General features: G+C 65.1%; 13 protein-coding genes and 3 rRNA genes. 14 read left to right on the top strand and 2 right to left on the bottom strand.

What is annotated here, in order from left to right; all coding sequences use genetic code 11:
• The first annotated feature begins 116 nt into the window (after positions 1-116).
• The gene (locus F0344_RS31385) at positions 117-2,093 is read left to right on the top strand and encodes an acetoacetate--CoA ligase (protein WP_185301988.1); all 1,977 of its coding nucleotides are present in this window, start codon (positions 117-119) and stop codon (positions 2,091-2,093) included.
• Positions 2,094-2,171: 78 nt separating this feature from the next.
• The gene (locus tag F0344_RS31390) at positions 2,172-3,071 is read left to right on the top strand and encodes a hypothetical protein (protein WP_185301989.1); all 900 of its coding nucleotides are present in this window, start codon (positions 2,172-2,174) and stop codon (positions 3,069-3,071) included.
• Between the two features lie 113 nt (positions 3,072-3,184).
• Here F0344_RS31390 and ptsP read toward each other — a convergent pair whose 3' ends face one another.
• Together ptsP and F0344_RS31400 are read right to left on the bottom strand one after the other, a co-directional pair.
• A complete protein-coding gene (gene ptsP, locus F0344_RS31395; protein ID WP_185301990.1) occupies positions 3,185-4,855 on the bottom strand; it encodes a phosphoenolpyruvate--protein phosphotransferase in 1,671 nt (556 codons plus the stop codon).
• 75 nt (positions 4,856-4,930) lie between these two features.
• Complete coding sequence (locus F0344_RS31400; protein ID WP_185301991.1) at positions 4,931-5,380, bottom strand: PTS sugar transporter subunit IIA; 450 nt, start codon at positions 5,378-5,380, stop codon at positions 4,931-4,933.
• Positions 5,381-6,087: 707 nt separating this feature from the next.
• Here F0344_RS31400 and F0344_RS31405 point away from each other — a divergent pair.
• The 12 genes from F0344_RS31405 (at position 6,088) to F0344_RS31460 (ending at position 19,846) form a co-directional block, all read left to right on the top strand.
• A 16S ribosomal RNA gene (locus tag F0344_RS31405) occupies positions 6,088-7,613 on the top strand.
• A gap of 303 nt (positions 7,614-7,916) precedes the next feature.
• Positions 7,917-11,043: ribosomal RNA gene (locus F0344_RS31410) — 23S ribosomal RNA — on the top strand.
• Between the two features lie 76 nt (positions 11,044-11,119).
• A 5S ribosomal RNA gene (gene rrf / locus F0344_RS31415) occupies positions 11,120-11,236 on the top strand.
• The 16S, 23S and 5S rRNA genes sit together here, the layout of an rRNA operon.
• 151 nt (positions 11,237-11,387) lie before the next feature.
• On the top strand, positions 11,388-11,987 hold the full coding sequence (locus tag F0344_RS31420) for a CDP-alcohol phosphatidyltransferase family protein (RefSeq protein WP_185301992.1): 600 nt from the start codon (positions 11,388-11,390) through the stop codon (positions 11,985-11,987).
• A gap of 133 nt (positions 11,988-12,120) precedes the next feature.
• Complete coding sequence (locus tag F0344_RS31425; RefSeq protein WP_185301993.1) at positions 12,121-14,616, top strand: mannose-1-phosphate guanyltransferase; 2,496 nt, start codon at positions 12,121-12,123, stop codon at positions 14,614-14,616.
• A gap of 97 nt (positions 14,617-14,713) precedes the next feature.
• Complete coding sequence (locus F0344_RS31430; RefSeq protein ID WP_185301994.1) at positions 14,714-15,634, top strand: DUF881 domain-containing protein; 921 nt, start codon at positions 14,714-14,716, stop codon at positions 15,632-15,634.
• Complete coding sequence (locus F0344_RS31435) at positions 15,631-15,963, top strand: small basic family protein (protein ID WP_003970459.1); 333 nt, start codon at positions 15,631-15,633, stop codon at positions 15,961-15,963. Before F0344_RS31430 ends, F0344_RS31435 begins: the two co-directional genes overlap by 4 nt.
• Before the next feature lie 5 nt (positions 15,964-15,968).
• Positions 15,969-16,763, top strand: a complete 795-nt coding sequence (locus F0344_RS31440; RefSeq protein WP_185301995.1) for a DUF881 domain-containing protein — start codon at positions 15,969-15,971, stop codon at positions 16,761-16,763.
• Positions 16,764-16,953: 190 nt separating this feature from the next.
• The gene (locus F0344_RS31445; RefSeq protein ID WP_185301996.1) at positions 16,954-17,751 is read left to right on the top strand and encodes an FHA domain-containing protein; all 798 of its coding nucleotides are present in this window, start codon (positions 16,954-16,956) and stop codon (positions 17,749-17,751) included.
• Between the two features lie 41 nt (positions 17,752-17,792).
• Positions 17,793-18,536, top strand: a complete 744-nt coding sequence (gene ftsR / locus F0344_RS31450) for a transcriptional regulator FtsR (RefSeq protein WP_185301997.1) — start codon at positions 17,793-17,795, stop codon at positions 18,534-18,536.
• 53 nt (positions 18,537-18,589) lie between these two features.
• Positions 18,590-19,063, top strand: a complete 474-nt coding sequence (locus tag F0344_RS31455; RefSeq protein ID WP_185301998.1) for a bifunctional nuclease family protein — start codon at positions 18,590-18,592, stop codon at positions 19,061-19,063.
• A 168-nt stretch (positions 19,064-19,231) separates the two neighbouring features.
• Positions 19,232-19,846 (top strand): MerR family transcriptional regulator, encoded by a 615-nt coding sequence (locus F0344_RS31460; RefSeq protein WP_185301999.1) that lies wholly within the window; start codon positions 19,232-19,234, stop codon positions 19,844-19,846.
• Positions 19,847-19,912: the final 66 nt, after the last annotated feature.

The raw sequence follows: 19,912 nt of genomic DNA on the forward strand, positions 1-19,912 counted from the left end.
CGACCCTGGTGCGAAAGACGATCACATGGCATCGTCCGTAGAGCCGCTCGCGCACACCCCAGCACGTGCGCGCGACACGCCCACCCCGCGTACCCGTACAGCCAGGGAGCCGACCCATGACCGCACCTGCCGAAGAAGCCCCCCTGTGGCAGCCCGGCGCCGACCGCATCGCCGCCGCGGCCGTCACCCGCTTCCAGAACTGGGCGGCCGGACGGTACGGAGCACCTGCCGAGGGCGGCTACGCCGCACTGCACCGCTGGTCGGTCGATGAACTCGACACGTTCTGGAAGGCCGTCGCCGACTGGTTCGACGTACGGTTCTCCTCCCCGTACGACACCGTGATCGGTGAGCGCTCCATGCCCGGCGCCCAGTGGTTCCCCGGCGCCACGCTCAACTACGCCGAGCACGCCCTGCGCACCGCCGAGGACCCCCTCCGCGCCGACGCCTCCGCCCTGCTCCACGTGGACGAGACCCACACCCAGGTACCGATCAGCTGGTCGGACCTGCGCCGCCAGGTCGGGTCCCTCGCCGCAGAACTCCGCGCCCTCGGCGTCACCCCCGGCGACCGGGTCAGCGGGTATCTGCCCAACATCCCGCAAGCGGTCGTCGCGTTCCTCGCCAGCGCGGCCGTCGGCGCCGTATGGACCTCCTGCGCCCCCGACTTCGGTGCCCGCAGCGTCCTCGACCGCTTCCAGCAGGTCGAACCCGTCGTCCTGTTCACGGTCGACGGCTACCGCTACGGCGGCAAGGAACACGACCGCACCGACACCGTCGCGGAACTGCGCCGTGAACTCCCCACCCTGCGCGCCGTCGTCCACATTCCGCTGCTCGGCACGGACGCACCCGACGGCACCCTCGCATGGTCCGCCCTCACCTCCGCGGACACCGAGCCCGTATTCGAGCAGGTCCCCTTCGACCACCCGCTCTGGGTGCTGTACTCCTCCGGCACCACCGGACTCCCCAAGGCGATCGTCCAGTCCCAGGGCGGCATCCTCCTCGAGCACTTCAAGCAGATCGGCCTGCACTGCGACCTCGGCCCCGAAGACCGCCTCTTCTGGTACACCTCCACGGGCTGGATGATGTGGAACTTCCTCGTCTCCGGCCTGCTCACCGGAACCACGGTCGTGCTGTACGACGGCAGCCCCGGCTACCCGGACGTCAGCGCCCAGTGGCGCGTGGCCGAACAGACCGGAGCGACACTCTTCGGCACCTCGGCCGCGTACGTCATGGCCTGCGCCAAGGCCGGCATCCACCCAGGACGCGACTACGACCTCTCCCGCGTCCAGTGCGTGGCGACCACCGGCTCCCCACTGCCGCCCGACGGCTTCCGCTGGCTCCACGACGAGGTGGCCGAAGACCTCTGGATCGCCTCGGTCAGCGGCGGCACGGACGTCTGCAGCTGCTTCGCGGGCGCGGTCCCCACCCTCCCCGTACACATCGGCGAACTCCAGGCACCCTGCCTCGGCACCGACCTCCAGGCCTGGGACCCCGCGGGCAAGCCCCTCCTCGGCGAGGTCGGCGAACTCGTCGTCACCAACCCACTGCCCTCCATGCCCATCCGCTTCTGGAACGACCCCGACGGCAGCCGCTACCACGACAGCTACTTCGACATGTACCCCGGAGTCTGGCGCCACGGTGACTGGATCACGATGACCGACCGCGGATCAGTCGTCATCCACGGCCGCTCGGACTCCACGCTCAACCGGCAGGGCGTACGCATGGGCTCCGCCGACATCTACGAGGCCGTCGAACGTCTACCCGAGATCCGCGAATCCCTCGTGATCGGCCTGGAGGAGCCCGACGGCGGCTACTGGATGCCGCTCTTCATCCACCTCGCCGAAGGCGCCACCCTCGACGACGAGCTCCGCGACACCATCCGGCGAACCATCCGCGAGAACCTCTCCCCCCGCCACGTACCCGACGAGGTCATCGAGGTGCCCGCCATCCCGCACACCCTCACCGGCAAGCGCATCGAGGTTCCGGTCAAGCGCCTGCTCCAGGGCACACCCCTGGCCAAGGCCGTCAACCCGGGCTCGGTGGACGACATCGAGCTCCTCCACTTCTACGTGGACCTGGCCCGCACCCGCCGCTGACCGCCCGCACGCCGGAGCCGCTGTCAGTCCCCCTGGTTACGCTGAGTGAGCAATCATCGACAGCGCACAGGGGGACACATGGCGCACACCCGGCAGTTCAGGCAGATCACATCCATGCGGCGCACGCTGCGCCGCGAAGCACCCAGCACGATCGGCCTCCTTGTCGATACGCAGGACTTCGCGGCGATGCGGCAGTACCGCAGCTTCACCTTCGACAACCACACCGTCTATCTCCAGCAGGTCGAAGGTCTGCTGAAGACCCTCGCGGCCCAGGGCATGCACACCACCGTCGCCCTCTTCGATCCCGAGGACTACGCGGAGTTCTGCGCCGAATCGCACCTCGACCCCGACAGCGGCACCAGCCGCACCCGCTTCACCGCCGAGATCGCCGCGGGCGGCGCCACCGTCGCCTACGCGGGCCAGCCCATCGACACCCTCGTACCGCTCCTCATCAACCGGGCCGTCCGCCGGGCCACGTGGGAGTACGCCACGATGCTCCTCGCCGGCCTCGGTGAGTGCGTCGACTGCGGACAGGACATCGGACGAGCCGCCTTCGACCGGGCCTCCCACCTCCTGGCCCGCCTCCTGGAAACAGCGGGCCCCGGCACCCACCACATGGTGTGCAGCACCCCCACGGAGAACGAACAGCTCCTGGCCGTCCTCCACACCGAGCGCGGTCCCACGGGCCCGGCCCGGCTCGACTCCTCGGAAGGAGCCGAGTTCGCGACCGTTCTCGCGGTGGGCATCGCACTGGAAACCCGCGGGGGAGTGGTGCTCCGCACCAGCGGCCCTGACACGCCCGACCGGGTCCACGGCTGGCGGCTGATCCGCGGCGGCCTCGTCCCCCTCACCGAAGGAGAGGTCTTCAGCGCCTACTGCACCGATGCCGATACGGGCGAACCGGTCGCCCCGGAATCAGGCGTCGAATACCGCGCCGGATTCGACATCGGCGCCGACGAACCGGAATCCCACCACTGACTGCACCACTGAAAGGCACTTCTGGCCACACTCCAGGCCGCACGTTCACGCAAGGGGAAGGGGCTCCCCGTCACCAACGGCGGGAAGCCCCTTCCTTCAACCACTGGGCCGGACTACTCGCCCGACAGCACCGCCTGCGCGGCGTTCCGCGCCTCTTCGGCGGAGTCGGCCGCACGCGCGGCAGCGGCCGCACGCTCGCACTGGGCCAGCGTGTGCTTCGCCAGCGTGGCGCGCACGTACGGAATGGACGCGGCACCCATCGACAGGGAGGTGACACCCAGACCGGTCAGCACACAGGCGAGAAGCGGATCCGAGGCCGCCTCACCACAGACACCGCAGCTCTTGCCCTCGGCCTTGGCGGCATCGGCCGACAGCGCGACGAGGTCGAGCAGCGCGGGCTGCCACGGGTCCTGGAGCCGGGAGACGGCCCCCACCTGGCGGTCGGCGGCAAAGGTGTACTGCGCCAGGTCATTGGTGCCCAGCGACAGGAACTCCACCTCCTGGAGGATCGAGCGCGCACGCAACGCGGCGGACGGAATCTCCACCATCGCCCCGAACTTCGCCTGCAGTCCGGCCTCGCGGCAGGCATCCGCGAACGCCTTGGCGTCGGCGCGGTCGGCCACCATCGGCGCCATGACCTCGAGATAGACCGGCAGCCCCTCGACCGCCTTCGCCAGCGCCGTCAGCTGCGTCCGCAGCACATCAGGGTGCTCCAGCAGACTGCGCAGTCCCCGCACGCCGAGCGCCGGGTTCGGCTCGTCCACCGGCGTCAGGAAGTCGAGCGGCTTGTCGGCGCCCGCGTCCAGCACCCGCACGACCACACGGCCCTCGGGGAACGCCTCCAGCACCGTCCGGTAGGCAGCGACCTGCTTCTCCTCGGACGGCGCCTGCTTGCTGTCGTCGAGGAACAGGAACTCCGTACGGAACAACCCCACACCCTCGGCGCCCGCCTCCACGGCCGCCTGCACATCGGCGGGACCGCCGATGTTGGCGAGCAGCGGCATCTTGTGGCCGTCCGACGTCGCACCAGGACCGGTCGAAGCCGACAGCGAGGCCTTGCGGGCCGCGGCGGCGCTCTCCAGCTCCGCGCGCTTCTCGGGGCTCGGATCGACGAATATCTCGCCGGTCGAACCGTCCACCGCGACAACCGTTCCCTCGGCCAGCTCACCGGCGCCCGGCAGCGCGACGACCGCGGGTACACCGAGCGCCCGCGCGAGAATCGCGCTGTGGCTGGTGGGCCCGCCCTCCTCGGTCACGAAGCCGAGAACCAGCGTCGGATCGAGCAGAGCCGTGTCGGCCGGAGCCAGGTCCCGTGCGATGAGCACGTACGGCTCGTCGCTGTCGGGCACACCGGGCATCGGCACACCGAGCAGCCGGGCCACGATCCGGTTCCGTACGTCGTCGAGGTCCGCGACCCGCCCCGCCAGATACTCACCGGCGTTGGCCAGAAGGGCACGGTAGGCGGCGAACGCGTCGTAGATACCGCGCTCGGCGGTGCTGCCGACAGCGATACGCCGGTCCACATCGGCGATGAGCTCGGGGTCCTGCGCCATCATGGCCTGGGCCTCGAGCACGTGCTGAGCCTCGCCCCCGGCCAGATTGCCGCGCGCAATCAGATCGGCGGCCACAGCGTCCACAGCCTGGCGAGCACGCCCCTGTTCACGCTCGGCCTCCTCCGCGGGAATCTGCTTGGCCGGCGGTTCGAGGACCGCCGTACCCATGTGCCGGACCTCGCCGATCGCCACACCGTGGCTCACACCGACGCCTCGCAGCGTTGTCTCCATTTCACCCGTCTCCGGTTGTGCGGTGACCGTGTCACCGCGGCGGTTGTCCAACTGGCTGTTACGTCTGGGAAGGCTCTACTGCCAGCCGAACAGTGGGTCGCCGATCTTCACGTCGCCGTCCTCACGGACGTCGGAGAGGGAGTCGGCCGTGGCTTCGAGCGCGACGACCGGGCAGATCGCAGACTTGCCGGCCGCCTCCACGGCAGCCGGGTCCCACCGCACGATGCCCTGGCCGCGGACGACGGTGTCACCCTTGTTGACGAGGAGCTCGAAGCCCTCGCCGTTGAGCTGGACGGTGTCGATACCGAGGTGGACCAGCACTCCGTGTCCTTCGCTGTCGACGACGACGAAGGCGTGCGGGTGGAGGGAGACCACGATGCCGTCGACCGGGGATACGGCCTCGGACGGCTCGCGCACGGGATCGATGGCGGTTCCGGGGCCGACCATGGCGCCGGAGAAGACCGGGTCGGGCACCGCGGTGAGCCCGATGGCACGTCCGGGCAGAGGGGACGTCACGTTGGTCATGGGGAGCCTCCCAGGGGGTGGAGCTTCATGGGTCGCCGCCGTGGCTGATGGGGGACGGCGTACTGCTCAGCAGCGTAAGTCATATGAAGTCCCGGTTCCGCCCTAGACCTACCGGTTGGCGGACCTAGGGGTGCACCAGAAACGATTTGCCTCGACTCCCGGCGGCCTGTACTGTCGTACTCCTGCCTGACCCCAACGCGACATTGAGTCGGGGGTCGGCGGCGACTATCAAGCCCAGATCCTAACCCTCACCTCTGCTCCCGCATGCCTGCGGGACCGGTCAAAGGGAACAGGAAAAGGCTGATAGAGTCGGACTCGCCGGAAAGGGAAACCGCGAAAGCGAATTCTCTGAAAAGCGAAGTAGCAATTCTCCTGCTCAGCAGGAATCCCGCTTCGACCGGGAATCGGACGCGAAAGAGTCTGATAGAGTCGGAAACGCAAGAACGAAGGGAAGCGCCCGGAGGGCCCCGGTGAAACGGGACCGAAGGAAGCGTCCGTTCCTTGAGAACTCAACAGCGTGCCAAAAGTCAACGCCAAATATGTTGATACCCCGGCCTGCTTCGGCAGGTTGGTGGTTCCTTTGAAAAGTCCTATTACGGGCCCTCGTGGTCCGGGTAGGCAACACTAGCGAGGACGCTGTGAACGACCGGTCATATTCCGACTCGGTCGTTCCGCTCTCGTGGTGTCGTCCCGATTACGGGAATACATTCACGGAGAGTTTGATCCTGGCTCAGGACGAACGCTGGCGGCGTGCTTAACACATGCAAGTCGAACGATGAAGCCCTTCGGGGTGGATTAGTGGCGAACGGGTGAGTAACACGTGGGCAATCTGCCCTTCACTCTGGGACAAGCCCTGGAAACGGGGTCTAATACCGGATAACACTCTGTCCTGCATGGGACGGGGTTAAAAGCTCCGGCGGTGAAGGATGAGCCCGCGGCCTATCAGCTTGTTGGTGGGGTAATGGCCTACCAAGGCGACGACGGGTAGCCGGCCTGAGAGGGCGACCGGCCACACTGGGACTGAGACACGGCCCAGACTCCTACGGGAGGCAGCAGTGGGGAATATTGCACAATGGGCGAAAGCCTGATGCAGCGACGCCGCGTGAGGGATGACGGCCTTCGGGTTGTAAACCTCTTTCAGCAGGGAAGAAGCGCAAGTGACGGTACCTGCAGAAGAAGCACCGGCTAACTACGTGCCAGCAGCCGCGGTAATACGTAGGGTGCGAGCGTTGTCCGGAATTATTGGGCGTAAAGAGCTCGTAGGCGGCTTGTCACGTCGGATGTGAAAGCTCGGGGCTTAACCCCGAGTCTGCATTCGATACGGGCTAGCTAGAGTGTGGTAGGGGAGATCGGAATTCCTGGTGTAGCGGTGAAATGCGCAGATATCAGGAGGAACACCGGTGGCGAAGGCGGATCTCTGGGCCATTACTGACGCTGAGGAGCGAAAGCGTGGGGAGCGAACAGGATTAGATACCCTGGTAGTCCACGCCGTAAACGTTGGGAACTAGGTGTTGGCGACATTCCACGTCGTCGGTGCCGCAGCTAACGCATTAAGTTCCCCGCCTGGGGAGTACGGCCGCAAGGCTAAAACTCAAAGGAATTGACGGGGGCCCGCACAAGCAGCGGAGCATGTGGCTTAATTCGACGCAACGCGAAGAACCTTACCAAGGCTTGACATATACCGGAAAGCATCAGAGATGGTGCCCCCCTTGTGGTCGGTATACAGGTGGTGCATGGCTGTCGTCAGCTCGTGTCGTGAGATGTTGGGTTAAGTCCCGCAACGAGCGCAACCCTTGTTCTGTGTTGCCAGCATGCCCTTCGGGGTGATGGGGACTCACAGGAGACTGCCGGGGTCAACTCGGAGGAAGGTGGGGACGACGTCAAGTCATCATGCCCCTTATGTCTTGGGCTGCACACGTGCTACAATGGCCGGTACAATGAGCTGCGATGCCGCGAGGCGGAGCGAATCTCAAAAAGCCGGTCTCAGTTCGGATTGGGGTCTGCAACTCGACCCCATGAAGTCGGAGTTGCTAGTAATCGCAGATCAGCATTGCTGCGGTGAATACGTTCCCGGGCCTTGTACACACCGCCCGTCACGTCACGAAAGTCGGTAACACCCGAAGCCGGTGGCCCAACCCCTTGTGGGAGGGAGCTGTCGAAGGTGGGACTGGCGATTGGGACGAAGTCGTAACAAGGTAGCCGTACCGGAAGGTGCGGCTGGATCACCTCCTTTCTAAGGAGCATCTAGGTTTCCTTCGGGGAATCCAGAGACCATTTCGTCGGCAAATGTTCGACGGTGGTTGCTCAAGGGTGGAACGTTGACTATTCGGCACGACAGGTTGGTTTTCTCAAGTACTGCTTCGGCGTGGAAAGAGGGAATGGGTCGGTCGGGTCGGGCACGCTGTTGGGTATCTGAAGGTACGGGCATTTTTTTGTCTGGATCTTCGGTGCCGGCCCCAGTGAACTCGCCTGTAAGGGTGGGGTGATGGGTGGCTGGTCGTTGTTTGAGAACTGCACAGTGGACGCGAGCATCTGTGGCCAAGTTTTTAAGGGCGCACGGTGGATGCCTTGGCACCAGGAACCGATGAAGGACGTGGGAGGCCACGATAGTCCCCGGGGAGCTGTCAACCAAGCTTTGATCCGGGGGTTTCCGAATGGGGAAACCCGGCAGCCGTCATGGGCTGTCACCCACTGCTGAACACATAGGCAGTGTGGAGGGAACGCGGGGAAGTGAAACATCTCAGTACCCGCAGGAAGAGAAAACAACCGTGATTCCGGGAGTAGTGGCGAGCGAAACTGGATGAGGCCAAACCGTATGCGTGTGATACCCGGCAGGGGTTGCGCATACGGGGTTGTGGGATCTCTTTTTCATAGTCTGCCGACTGTGAGACGAGTCAGAAACCGTTGATGTAGGCGAAGGACATGCGAAAGGTCCGGCGTAGAGGGTAAGACCCCCGTAGCTGAAACATCAACGGCTCGTTTAAGAGACACCCAAGTAGCACGGGGCCCGAGAAATCCCGTGTGAATCTGGCGGGACCACCCGCTAAGCCTAAATATTCCCTGGTGACCGATAGCGGATAGTACCGTGAGGGAATGGTGAAAAGTACCGCGGGAGCGGAGTGAAATAGTACCTGAAACCGTGTGCCTACAAGCCGTGGGAGCGTCGCTGTATGTGCTTGCACATGCAGTCGTGACTGCGTGCCTTTTGAAGAATGAGCCTGCGAGTTAGCGGTGTGTAGCGAGGTTAACCCGTGTGGGGAAGCCGTAGCGAAAGCGAGTCCGAATAGGGCGATTGAGTTGCACGCTCTAGACCCGAAGCGGAGTGATCTAGCCATGGGCAGGTTGAAGCGGAGGTAAGACTTCGTGGAGGACCGAACCCACCAGGGTTGAAAACCTGGGGGATGACCTGTGGTTAGGGGTGAAAGGCCAATCAAACTCCGTGATAGCTGGTTCTCCCCGAAATGCATTTAGGTGCAGCGTCGTGTGTTTCTTGCCGGAGGTAGAGCACTGGATAGGCGATGGGCCCTACCGGGTTACTGACCTTAGCCAAACTCCGAATGCCGGTAAGTGAGAGCACGGCAGTGAGACTGTGGGGGATAAGCTCCATGGTCGAGAGGGAAACAGCCCAGAGCATCGACTAAGGCCCCTAAGCGTACGCTAAGTGGGAAAGGATGTGGAGTCGCAGAGACAACCAGGAGGTTGGCTTAGAAGCAGCCACCCTTGAAAGAGTGCGTAATAGCTCACTGGTCAAGTGATTCCGCGCCGACAATGTAGCGGGGCTCAAGCGTACCGCCGAAGTCGTGTCATTCACACATATAGGGCCAACGCCCGTGTGGATGGGTAGGGGAGCGTCGTGTGCCGGGTGAAGCAGCCGCGGAAGCGAGTTGTGGACGGTTCACGAGTGAGAATGCAGGCATGAGTAGCGATACACACGTGAGAAACGTGTGCGCCGATTGACTAAGGGTTCCTGGGTCAAGCTGATCTGCCCAGGGTAAGTCGGGACCTAAGGCGAGGCCGACAGGCGTAGTCGATGGACAACCGGTTGATATTCCGGTACCCGCTTTGAAACGCCCAGTACTGAATCAGGCGATGCTAAGTCCGTGAAGCCGGCCCGATCTCTTCGGAGTTGAGGGAAGTGGTGGAGCCGATGAACCAGACTTGTAGTAGGTAAGCGATGGGGTGACGCAGGAAGGTAGTCCAACCCGGGCGATGGTTGTTCCCGGGGTAAGGGTGTAGGCCGTGTGATAGGTAAATCCGTCACACATCAAGGCTGAGACCTGATGCCGAGCCGATTGTGGTGAAGTGGATGATCCTATGCTGCCGAGAAAAGCCTCTAGCGAGTTTCATGGCGGCCCGTACCCTAAACCGACTCAGGTGGTCAGGTAGAGAATACCGAGGCGTTCGGGTGAACTATGGTTAAGGAACTCGGCAAAATGCCCCCGTAACTTCGGGAGAAGGGGGGCCATCACTGGTGATCCGATTTACTCGGTGAGCTGGGGGTGGCCGCAGAGACCAGCGAGAAGCGACTGTTTACTAAAAACACAGGTCCGTGCGAAGCCGTAAGGCGATGTATACGGACTGACGCCTGCCCGGTGCTGGAACGTTAAGGGGACCGGTTAGTGCACTTTCGGGTGTGCGAAGCTGAGAACTTAAGCGCCAGTAAACGGCGGTGGTAACTATAACCATCCTAAGGTAGCGAAATTCCTTGTCGGGTAAGTTCCGACCTGCACGAATGGCGTAACGACTTCTCGACTGTCTCAACCATAGGCCCGGTGAAATTGCACTACGAGTAAAGATGCTCGTTTCGCGCAGCAGGACGGAAAGACCCCGGGACCTTTACTATAGTTTGATATTGGTGTTCGGTTCGGCTTGTGTAGGATAGGTGGGAGACTTTGAAGCGGCCACGCCAGTGGTTGTGGAGTCGTCGTTGAAATACCACTCTGGTCGTGCTGGATGTCTAACCTGGGTCCGTGATCCGGATCAGGGACAGTGTCTGATGGGTAGTTTAACTGGGGCGGTTGCCTCCTAAAGAGTAACGGAGGCGCCCAAAGGTTCCCTCAGCCTGGTTGGCAATCAGGTGTTGAGTGTAAGTGCACAAGGGAGCTTGACTGTGAGACCGACGGGTCGAGCAGGGACGAAAGTCGGGACTAGTGATCCGGCAGTGGCTTGTGGAAGCGCTGTCGCTCAACGGATAAAAGGTACCCCGGGGATAACAGGCTGATCTTCCCCAAGAGTCCATATCGACGGGATGGTTTGGCACCTCGATGTCGGCTCGTCGCATCCTGGGGCTGGAGTCGGTCCCAAGGGTTGGGCTGTTCGCCCATTAAAGCGGTACGCGAGCTGGGTTTAGAACGTCGTGAGACAGTTCGGTCCCTATCCGCTGTGCGCGTAGGAATATTGAGAAGGGCTGTCCCTAGTACGAGAGGACCGGGACGGACGAACCTCTGGTGTGCCAGTTGTCCTGCCAAGGGCATGGCTGGTTGGCTACGTTCGGAAAGGATAACCGCTGAAAGCATCTAAGCGGGAAGCCTGCTTCGAGATGAGTATTCCCACCCCCTTTGAGGGGTTAAGGCTCCCAGTAGACGACTGGGTTGATAGGCCAGATGTGGAAGCCCGGTAACGGGTGGAGCTGACTGGTACTAATAGGCCGAGGGCTTGTCCTCAGTTGCTCGCGTCCACTGTGTTAGTTCTGAAATAACGAACAGCTGTGTTCATGCCAGCGTTCAAATTTCATAGTGTTTCGGTGGTCATTGCGTCAGGGAAACGCCCGGTTACATTCCGAACCCGGAAGCTAAGCCTTTCAGCGCCGATGGTACTGCAGGGGGGACCCTGTGGGAGAGTAGGACGCCGCCGAACAATTATTCCGGGAAAGCCCCGTGCCCTTGTGGCACGGGGCTTTTCTGCGTTCAGGCCCTGCCTGCCGTACCCACCCCTGTGCATCGCGACGCGGTGGCCGAGGGTAAGGTCAGGGGGCATCATTGGCACATTCCTCACAGGAGGCCCCCGGGTGGAGGTCCAGGAGACTCGGGTTCAGACGGACCGGGTCCTCACCATCCCCAATATCCTCAGCATGGCTCGCCTTGCCGGGGTCCCGCTCTTCCTGTGGCTGATCCTGCGCCCCGAGTTCGGCGGGCCCGAGAGCGATGGCTGGGCCCTGCTGGTCCTGATGCTCAGCGGTATCAGTGACTACCTCGACGGAAAGCTCGCCCGCCGGTGGAACCAGATCAGCAGCCTCGGCCGGCTCCTGGACCCGGCAGCCGACCGTCTCTACATTCTTTCGACCATCGTCGGCCTGACCTGGCGGGAGATCCTTCCGCTCTGGCTCACCGCCGCGCTGCTCGCGCGCGAGCTCATGCTGCTCGTGATGGTCGCCATCCTCCGTCGGCACGGCTATCCGCCCCCGCAGGTCAACTTCCTCGGGAAAGCTGCAACGTTCAACCTCATGTACGCCTTCCCCTTGTTGCTGCTCAGTGACGGAAGTGGTTGGCTGGCTACGTTGGCCGCCATTTTCGGATGGGCGTTCGCCGGATGGGGTACAACGCTCTACTGGTGGGCAGGGATTCTCTACGTGGTCCAGGTCCGCCGGCTAGTCAAGGCGGACAAGTAGCCGACTGACCTCGTTGATGCGGTGCCGCGCAGCGTTGCCGGTCCGCACGTGCTGTCTGGATGATGCCTGTCTGGATGATGCCCGAGGGTAAAGTCGGCTAGACCGTCGTCTCTTCAAGGAGGACGTTTCCGACATGAAGGCCGTCGTGATGGCTGGTGGTGAAGGCACTCGCCTTCGCCCCATGACCTCAAGCATGCCCAAGCCGCTACTGCCCGTGGCCAATCGGCCCATCATGGAGCACGTACTGCGGCTACTCAAACGGCATGGGCTCAATGAGACCGTCGTAACCGTCCAGTTCCTCGCCTCTCTCGTCAAGAACTACTTCGGAGACGGCGAAGAGCTCGGGATGGAACTCACCTACGCCAATGAGGAGAAGCCGCTCGGCACAGCGGGGAGTGTGAAAAACGCCGAGGAAGCTCTCAAGGACGACACATTCCTCGTCATCTCTGGAGATGCGCTCACCGACTTCGACCTCACCGACCTCATCGCCTTCCACAAGGCCAAGGGCGGACTCGTCACCGTCTGTCTGACGCGGGTTCCGAATCCTCTGGAATTCGGAATCACCATCGTGGACGAAGAGGGACAGGTCGAACGATTCCTGGAGAAGCCGACCTGGGGCCAGGTCTTCTCGGACACCGTCAACACGGGCATCTACGTGATGGAGCCCGAGGTGTTCGACTACGTCCAGGCGGACACCTCCGTCGACTGGTCCGGGGACGTCTTTCCACAGCTCATGAAGGAAGGCAAGCCGATCTACGGCTATATCGCCGAGGGCTACTGGGAAGACGTGGGCACGCACGAGAGCTATGTGAAGGCCCAGGCCGACGTCCTGGAGCGCAAGGTCGACGTCGAGCTCGACGGTTTCGAGATCTCCCCGGGCGTATGGGTGGCCGAAGGCGCCGAAGTGCACCCCGACGCGGTGCTGCGCGGCCCCCTGTACATCGGTGACTACGCCAAGATCGAGGCGGACGTCGAAATCCGTGAGCACACCGTGGTGGGATCCAACGTCGTCGTCAAGTCCGGCGCGTTCCTGCACCGGGCAGTCGTGCACGACAACGTCTACATCGGCCAGCACAGCAACCTCCGCGGCTGCGTGATCGGAAAGAACACCGACATCATGCGGGCCGCCCGCATCGAGGACGGTGCGGTCATCGGTGACGAATGCCTGGTCGGTGAGGAATCGATCATTCAGGGGAATGTGCGGGTCTACCCGTTCAAGACGATCGAGGCCGGCGCCTTCGTCAACACCTCGGTCATCTGGGAGTCGCGCGGACAGGCGCACCTGTTCGGCGCCCGCGGCGTCTCCGGCATCCTGAACGTCGAGATCACCCCCGAGCTCGCGGTACGGCTGGCCGGCGCCTATGCCACGACCCTCAAGAAGGGGGCGACGGTCACCACCGCACGTGACCACTCCCGTGGCGCGCGAGCTCTGAAGAGAGCCGTCATCTCCGCCCTGCAGACGAGCGCGATCGACGTCAGGGACCTGGAGAACGTCCCCCTGCCGGTGGCCCGTCAGCAGACCGCGCGGGGCAGCGCGGGCGGCATCATGATCCGTACGTCCCCCGGGGTGCCCGACTCGGTCGACATCATGTTCTTCGACGAACGGGGAGCGGACCTCTCCCAGGCGCTGCAGCGCAAGCTGGACCGGGTCTACGCCCGCCAGGAGTACCGCAGGGCCTTCCCGGGCGAGATCGGCGATCTGCACTTCCCGTCGAGCGTCTTCGACTCGTACACGGGTTCCCTGCTCCGTAACGTCGACACGACCGGCATCGCCGACGCGAACCTCAAGGTCGTCGTCGACGCTTCCAACGGCAGCGCCGGGCTCGTACTGCCCAGTCTGCTGGGACGTCTCGGTGTCGACGCGCTGACCATCAACCCCGGGCTCGACGAGTCCAGGCCCACCGAGACCGCCGAGTCGAGGCGGGCGGGACTGGTGCGCCTCGGCGAGATCGTGTCCTCCGCGCGGGCCGCCTTCGGCGTGCGGTTCGACCCCGTGGGTGAACGCCTCTCCCTCGTGGATGAACTGGGCCGGATCATCGAGGACGACCGGGCGCTGCTGGTGATGCTCGACCTCGTGGCCGCGGAGCGGCGCAGTGGACGCGTGGCGCTGCCCGTGACGACCACACGCGTCGCCGAGCAGGTGGCCGCCTACCACGGCACGCAGGTCGAGTGGACGACCACGTCGCCGGACGACCTGACCCGGGTGGGGCGCGAAGAGAGCACCATCTTCGGTGGAGACGGGCGCGGCGGGTTCATCGTTCCCGAATTCAGCAGTGTCTTCGACGGCTCGGCGGCGTTCGTCCGGCTGCTCGCCCTGGTGGCGAGGACCCAGCTCACGCTCAGCCAGATCGATGCCCGCATTCCCCGCGCCCACGTGCTGCGCCGCGACCTGGCGACGCCCTGGGCGGTCAAGGGGCTCGTCATGCGCCGCGTCGTGGAAGCCGCCGGGGATCGCGAGGTGGACACCACGGACGGGGTGCGTGTCGTCGAGGCGGACGGCCGCTGGGTGATGGTGCTGCCCGACCCGGCCGAAGCGGTCACCCATCTGTGGGCGGAGGGCCCCGACGACGCGTCGTCGCAGGCGCTGCTCGACGAGTGGTCGGCCATTGTGGACAGCGCCGGAGACTGACCTGGACACGGTGCGCCGGGAGCTGCCACGGCATCGCTCCCGGCGCACCGGTGGGGCCATTCGGCGGTAGCCTCGGCGACGTGCGACGATGTGCGGCATGCCGCAGCAGCCCCCCGATCGGAGCACCGCCTCTCCGCCTGCCCGCCCCGACGCGTCGATGTCGCTGCTGACCAATGTGATGGACCACAGCCTCGATGAGGGATACGCCGAGGCGTCCGCACGCCGGAAGGCCGACGGGAGCGAGGGCCTGCCCCGCACGCTCACGTCGAAGCTCGGTCTCGCAGCAGGCCTGGTGGTGGCCGCTCTCGTGGTGACTCTCGGTGCCGCGGAGGCCCGGATCTCGGCCCCTGTGGTGGCCAAGGAACGCGAAGAGCTCATCGATCGCATCGACGCGGAGACCAGTGCGGCCGATGCCCTCGAATCCGACGTCGACGAGCTGCGTATCGAAGTGAGCGAGCGGCAGCGCAAGGCACTCGAACAGCACGGCGGCGCCCAGGGCGAACTCGTCGCGCTGCTCTCCGGAGCGACCCCGGTCGAAGGACCCGGCGTGAAGCTCGTCGTCGACGACGCGAGGGAGACCGACCAGGGCGGTGGCGGGCCGCGTGAGTCCACGGGTTTCGCCGACACCGGACGGGTACGGGACCGGGACATGCAACGGGTCGTCAACGGCCTCTGGCAGTCCGGCGCCGAGGCCGTCGCCATCAACGGGCAGCGGCTGACCGCTCTTTCGGCGATCCGCGCGGCGGGCGACGCCATACTGGTCGACAACAGACCGCTCGTACCGCCGTACACCGTGCTCGCGGTGGGGGACGGCAAGCGGCTGAGCACGGCGTTCCAGGACAGTGCTGACGGTCAGTATCTCCATGCGCTCCAGGAGAGTTTCGACATCCGTACCAGCATTTCGGATCAGGAGAAGGTGCGCCTGCCCGCTGCGCCGAGCCTGATCGTGCGCACAGCAGAACCGATGGCCGCAGACACCGGCAGTGGTGCGGCAGATACAGGGAAAGGCACATCGTGATCGCCGTACTGGGCCTCGTCGTGGGAGTCGTGGTCGGACTGTTGGTCCGGCCCGAGGTGCCGGCGGTGGTCGAGCCCTACCTGCCGATCGCCGTCGTCGCCGCGCTCGACGCCGTCTTCGGTGGCCTGCGGGCCATGCTGGACGGCATCTTCGTGGACAAGGTCTTCGTGGTCTCGTTCCTCTCGAACGTGGTGGTGGCCGCCCTGATCGTGTTCCTCGGCGACAAACTAGGTGTCGGGGCCCAGCTCTCCACCGGTGTGGTGGTCGTGCTCGGCATCCGCATCTTCTCCAACGCCGCCGCGATCCGTCGGCACGTCTTCCGGGCTTGAGGCCGATGAGTAACGAAGCAACTCCCAACGGCGAGGAGCGCACCGGCGAGCAGCCGGCCGGCGCATCCGCACCCACTGTGCTCTCCGGGCGCCAGCGGCTGATGGCGGGGCTCTGGCCGCCACGGGTGAGCCGCGCCCAGCTCATCGTCGCTCTGCTGCTGTTCGTCCTCGGGCTGGGGCTGGCCATCCAGGTCAGGTCCAACAGTGACAACAGCGCGCTGCGCGGAGCCCGTCAGGAGGACCTGGTCCGTATCCTCGACGAGGTCGACGACAGGACGCAGCGGCTCCAGGACGAGAAACAGCGGCTCGACGATCAGCGCACGGAGCTGGAGAACAGTTCCGACCAGGCCGAAGAGGCAAGGAAACAGACACGCGAGAAGGAACGGCAGCTCGGCATCCTCGCCGGCACCGTGGCGGCGCACGGACCCGGCATCACGCTGACGATCAGCGACCCGAGCGGTGCGGTCGAGGCGGACATGCTGCTGGACGCCATCCAGGAGCTGCGGGCGGCCGGTGCCGAGGCGATCGAGGTCGACGGTGTCCGTGTCGTCGCCAGTACGTACTTCTCCGGTTCCGCGGGAGCGATCGAGGTCGACGGCCGCAAGGTCGCGCCCCCGTACGAGTTCAAGGTCATCGGCAAGCCGCAGGATCTGGAGCCGGCGCTCAACATCCCCGGCGGGGTCGTGCAGACGCTGGAGAAGGAGCAGGCCACCGCGCAGGTGGCCCGCGCCGACGACATCGTCGTGGACGCCTTGCGACCAGCCGATCGGCCTGACTACGCTCGGTCGTCGTCCCAGTGAAGCCGTGGCGCATGGGCGCCGGGGGACACGGGCATGAGGTTCCGGGGGGTCGGCGCATCGTATTCGTGGCGCGTGGTGGAAACTGTCGAGTGGATACGGACGTTGTGAAGATGTCCGGGTCGGCAGGTGTGTTCATTCAGGGTTCGTCCTGCCCCACGGGCGGGTCTATGTCGGTCAAGGGGAAACGCCCGTGAAGTTGTTTGCGAAGTTGTTCGGAAAGAGCGCACGCGAGGACAGCAACAGCGCTGCCCGCCACCGCGCTCCGCGGTCCGGTCAGGGCGAGGAGCAGGGCGTTGACCGCCCGCTCTTCCGTGACGAAGTGCCCGGAACACCCGGTGACGTTCCGGGTGCGCACGGCGCCTCGCCCGCTGACCCTGCCGGTGCCGGGCGCATAGGTTTCGGTGAACCATCGGCCTCACGTACGGGTGGCGGGTTCGCGCACGCCCCGGAGGGGTCCTCCATGCCGGTGTGCGCGAGGTGCGGGCACCGCAACGCCGAGGCCAGCCGGTTCTGCTCCAACTGCGGCGCGCCGCTCAGGGGCGGAGTGCCGGAGCGTGCTTCGGAGACGACGTCGACCATCTCGATCTCCGGTCTCGAGGCGTACGAGGCGGAGGCGACCGGTCAGACCATGCTTCCCTCGCTGTCGCCGGAGGCCCAGGCCGCCGTCGACGCACTGCCGGCCGGTTCCGCACTGCTCGTGGTGCGCCGGGGTCCGAACTCGGGCAGTCGTTTCCTGCTGGACAGCGACCTGACCACGGCGGGACGCCACCCGCAGAGTGACATCTTCCTCGACGACGTGACCGTGTCGCGGCGTCATGTGGAGTTCAACAGGAACCCCGACGGTAGTTTCACGGTGGGGGATGTCGGCAGCCTCAACGGTACGTACGTCAATCGCGAACGCATCGATTCCGTTCCGCTGAACAACGGCGACGAGGTCCAGATCGGCAAGTACCGGCTGGTCTTCTACGCGAGCCAGCGGGGCGTGTGACCCTCCCCCGGACTCCGTCCGGGGGACCCCCAGGAAGGTTCATGGTGCGAACATCGACGGGCGGTGCCGGTCACGGCACCGCCACCGCGGACGAGCCCGCGATGAGCATCGGCACGGTGCTCCTTCGGCTGCGCGACGAGTTTCCGGAAGTCACCATCTCCAAGATCCGGTTTCTCGAGGCCGAAGGGCTGATCGAGCCGCAGCGGACTCCTTCCGGGTACCGGAAGTTCAGCCCCGCCGATGTGGAGCGGCTGGCTCAGGTCCTGCGGATGCAGCGGGACCACTACCTTCCGCTCAAGGTCATCCGAGGTCATCTGGATGCCCTGGCCCGGGGCGAGAGGGTCGCGCTGCCGGCTGCCGGGGGGCAGGGGGACTCCGGCGAGGTTTCCTGGGGCGCCGACCAGGGGCGGGTGACAGCGGCCAGGATCGGGCGTGCGGAGCTCCTCGCCGCCGCCGAGGTCGGTGAGGACCAGCTCGACGCGTGGGAGTCCTACGGGCTGGTCTCGTCCACTCCCGAGGGCGCCTACGACGCCGAGATGGTCACCGTGGCAAAACTTGTGGCGGATCTGGGGCGATTCGGTCTGGAGCCTCGGCACCTTCGGGCCATGCGCGCGGCCGCGGACCGGGAGGCAGGGCTCGTCGAGCAGGTGGTCGCACCCCTGCGCCGGCACAGGAACCCGCAGGCCAGGGCCCATGCCGAGGCCACCGCGAAGGAGCTGGCGGAGCTCTCCGTACGGCTCCATTCGGCGCTCGTGCAGGCGGCTCTCGGTATCCGGCTCCACTGACGTCGGCGGCGCCCGACTACCCAAACATGGCGAGCACGTCCTAGGGTTGCTGTGTGAACGAGCTCGACGTTGTGGGTGTCCGGGTAGAAATGCCCTCCAATCAACCGATCGTGCTCCTGCGTGAAGTGGGAGGCGACCGGTTCCTCCCCATTTGGATCGGTCCCGGCGAGGCGACAGCGATCGCCTTCGCCCAGCAGGGCATGGCTCCTGCCAGGCCACTGACCCATGATCTCTTCAAGGATGTGCTCGAGGCCCTCGGCCAGGAGCTCACCGAGGTCCGCATCACGGACCTCCGGGAAGGGGTCTTCTACGCGGAGCTGGTCTTCGCGAGTGGGGTCGAGGTGAGCGCGCGGCCGTCCGACGCCATAGCGCTCGCCCTGCGTACCGGCACGCCGATCTACGGCAGTGACGGGGTGCTGGACGACGCGGGGATCGCCATCCCCGACGAGCAGGAGGACGAGGTGGAGAAGTTCCGCGAGTTCCTCGACCAGATCTCGCCGGAGGATTTCGATACCAACAGTCAGTGACCGTCCCTCAGGGGTGCCGTCAGCGCATCCGACAAGCCGTTCCCCGTCTTGAGTCGCGGGAAACCACCCTCTGGGTGATTATCACTCGGCGTGCCGAGTGTGGCGATCGTTGACGCACCCCGAGTGACTGCCTACCTTCGAGATGGCAGGTCAAGGACGGAGGTCGGCGTGAGAAGCAGCGGCGACGGTACGGTGGCGGGCGGGCCGTATCCGCAGCATGGCAGTGCAGCCGACCACACCATTCGGCAGCCGGTTCAGCCGGTGGTGGAGGCGGACGGCGTAACAGCGGTGGGCGATATCGGCTACCGCGGCCCGACCGCGTGTGCGGCGGCGGGCATCACCTATCGACAGCTCGACTACTGGGCGCGCACGGGGCTGGTCGAGCCGAGCGTGCGTCCGGCGTACGGCTCGGGGACGCAGCGCCTCTACAGTTTCCGCGATGTGGTCCTCCTCAAGATCGTGAAGCGGTTCCTGGACACGGGGGTCGCTCTGCAGAACATCCGCAGCACGGTCCAGCACCTGAGGGCCCGCGGATTCCAGGACCTCGAACGCATGACGCTGATGAGCGACGGCGCGACGGTCTACGAGTGCGCATCGCCCGACGAGGTCGTGAAGCTCCTCCAGGGGGGCCAGGGCGTCTTCGGTATCGCCGTGGGCGTCGTCTGGCGGGACGTGGACGTGGCGCTGTCCCAGCTGCACGGAGAGCGGGTCGACACCGGCGAGACACTGATCGGCAACAACCCCGCGGACGAACTGGCCAGACGGCGCAACCGCGCCGGGTGAGCGAGGGGAACTGCCCGGGCCCTCGGGGGCGCCGGGCAGACCGATTGTCAGTGGCGTAGGGCAGCA

Source organism: Streptomyces finlayi (assembly GCF_014216315.1).
GTDB classification, from domain to species: Bacteria; Actinomycetota; Actinomycetes; order Streptomycetales; family Streptomycetaceae; genus Streptomyces; species Streptomyces finlayi_A.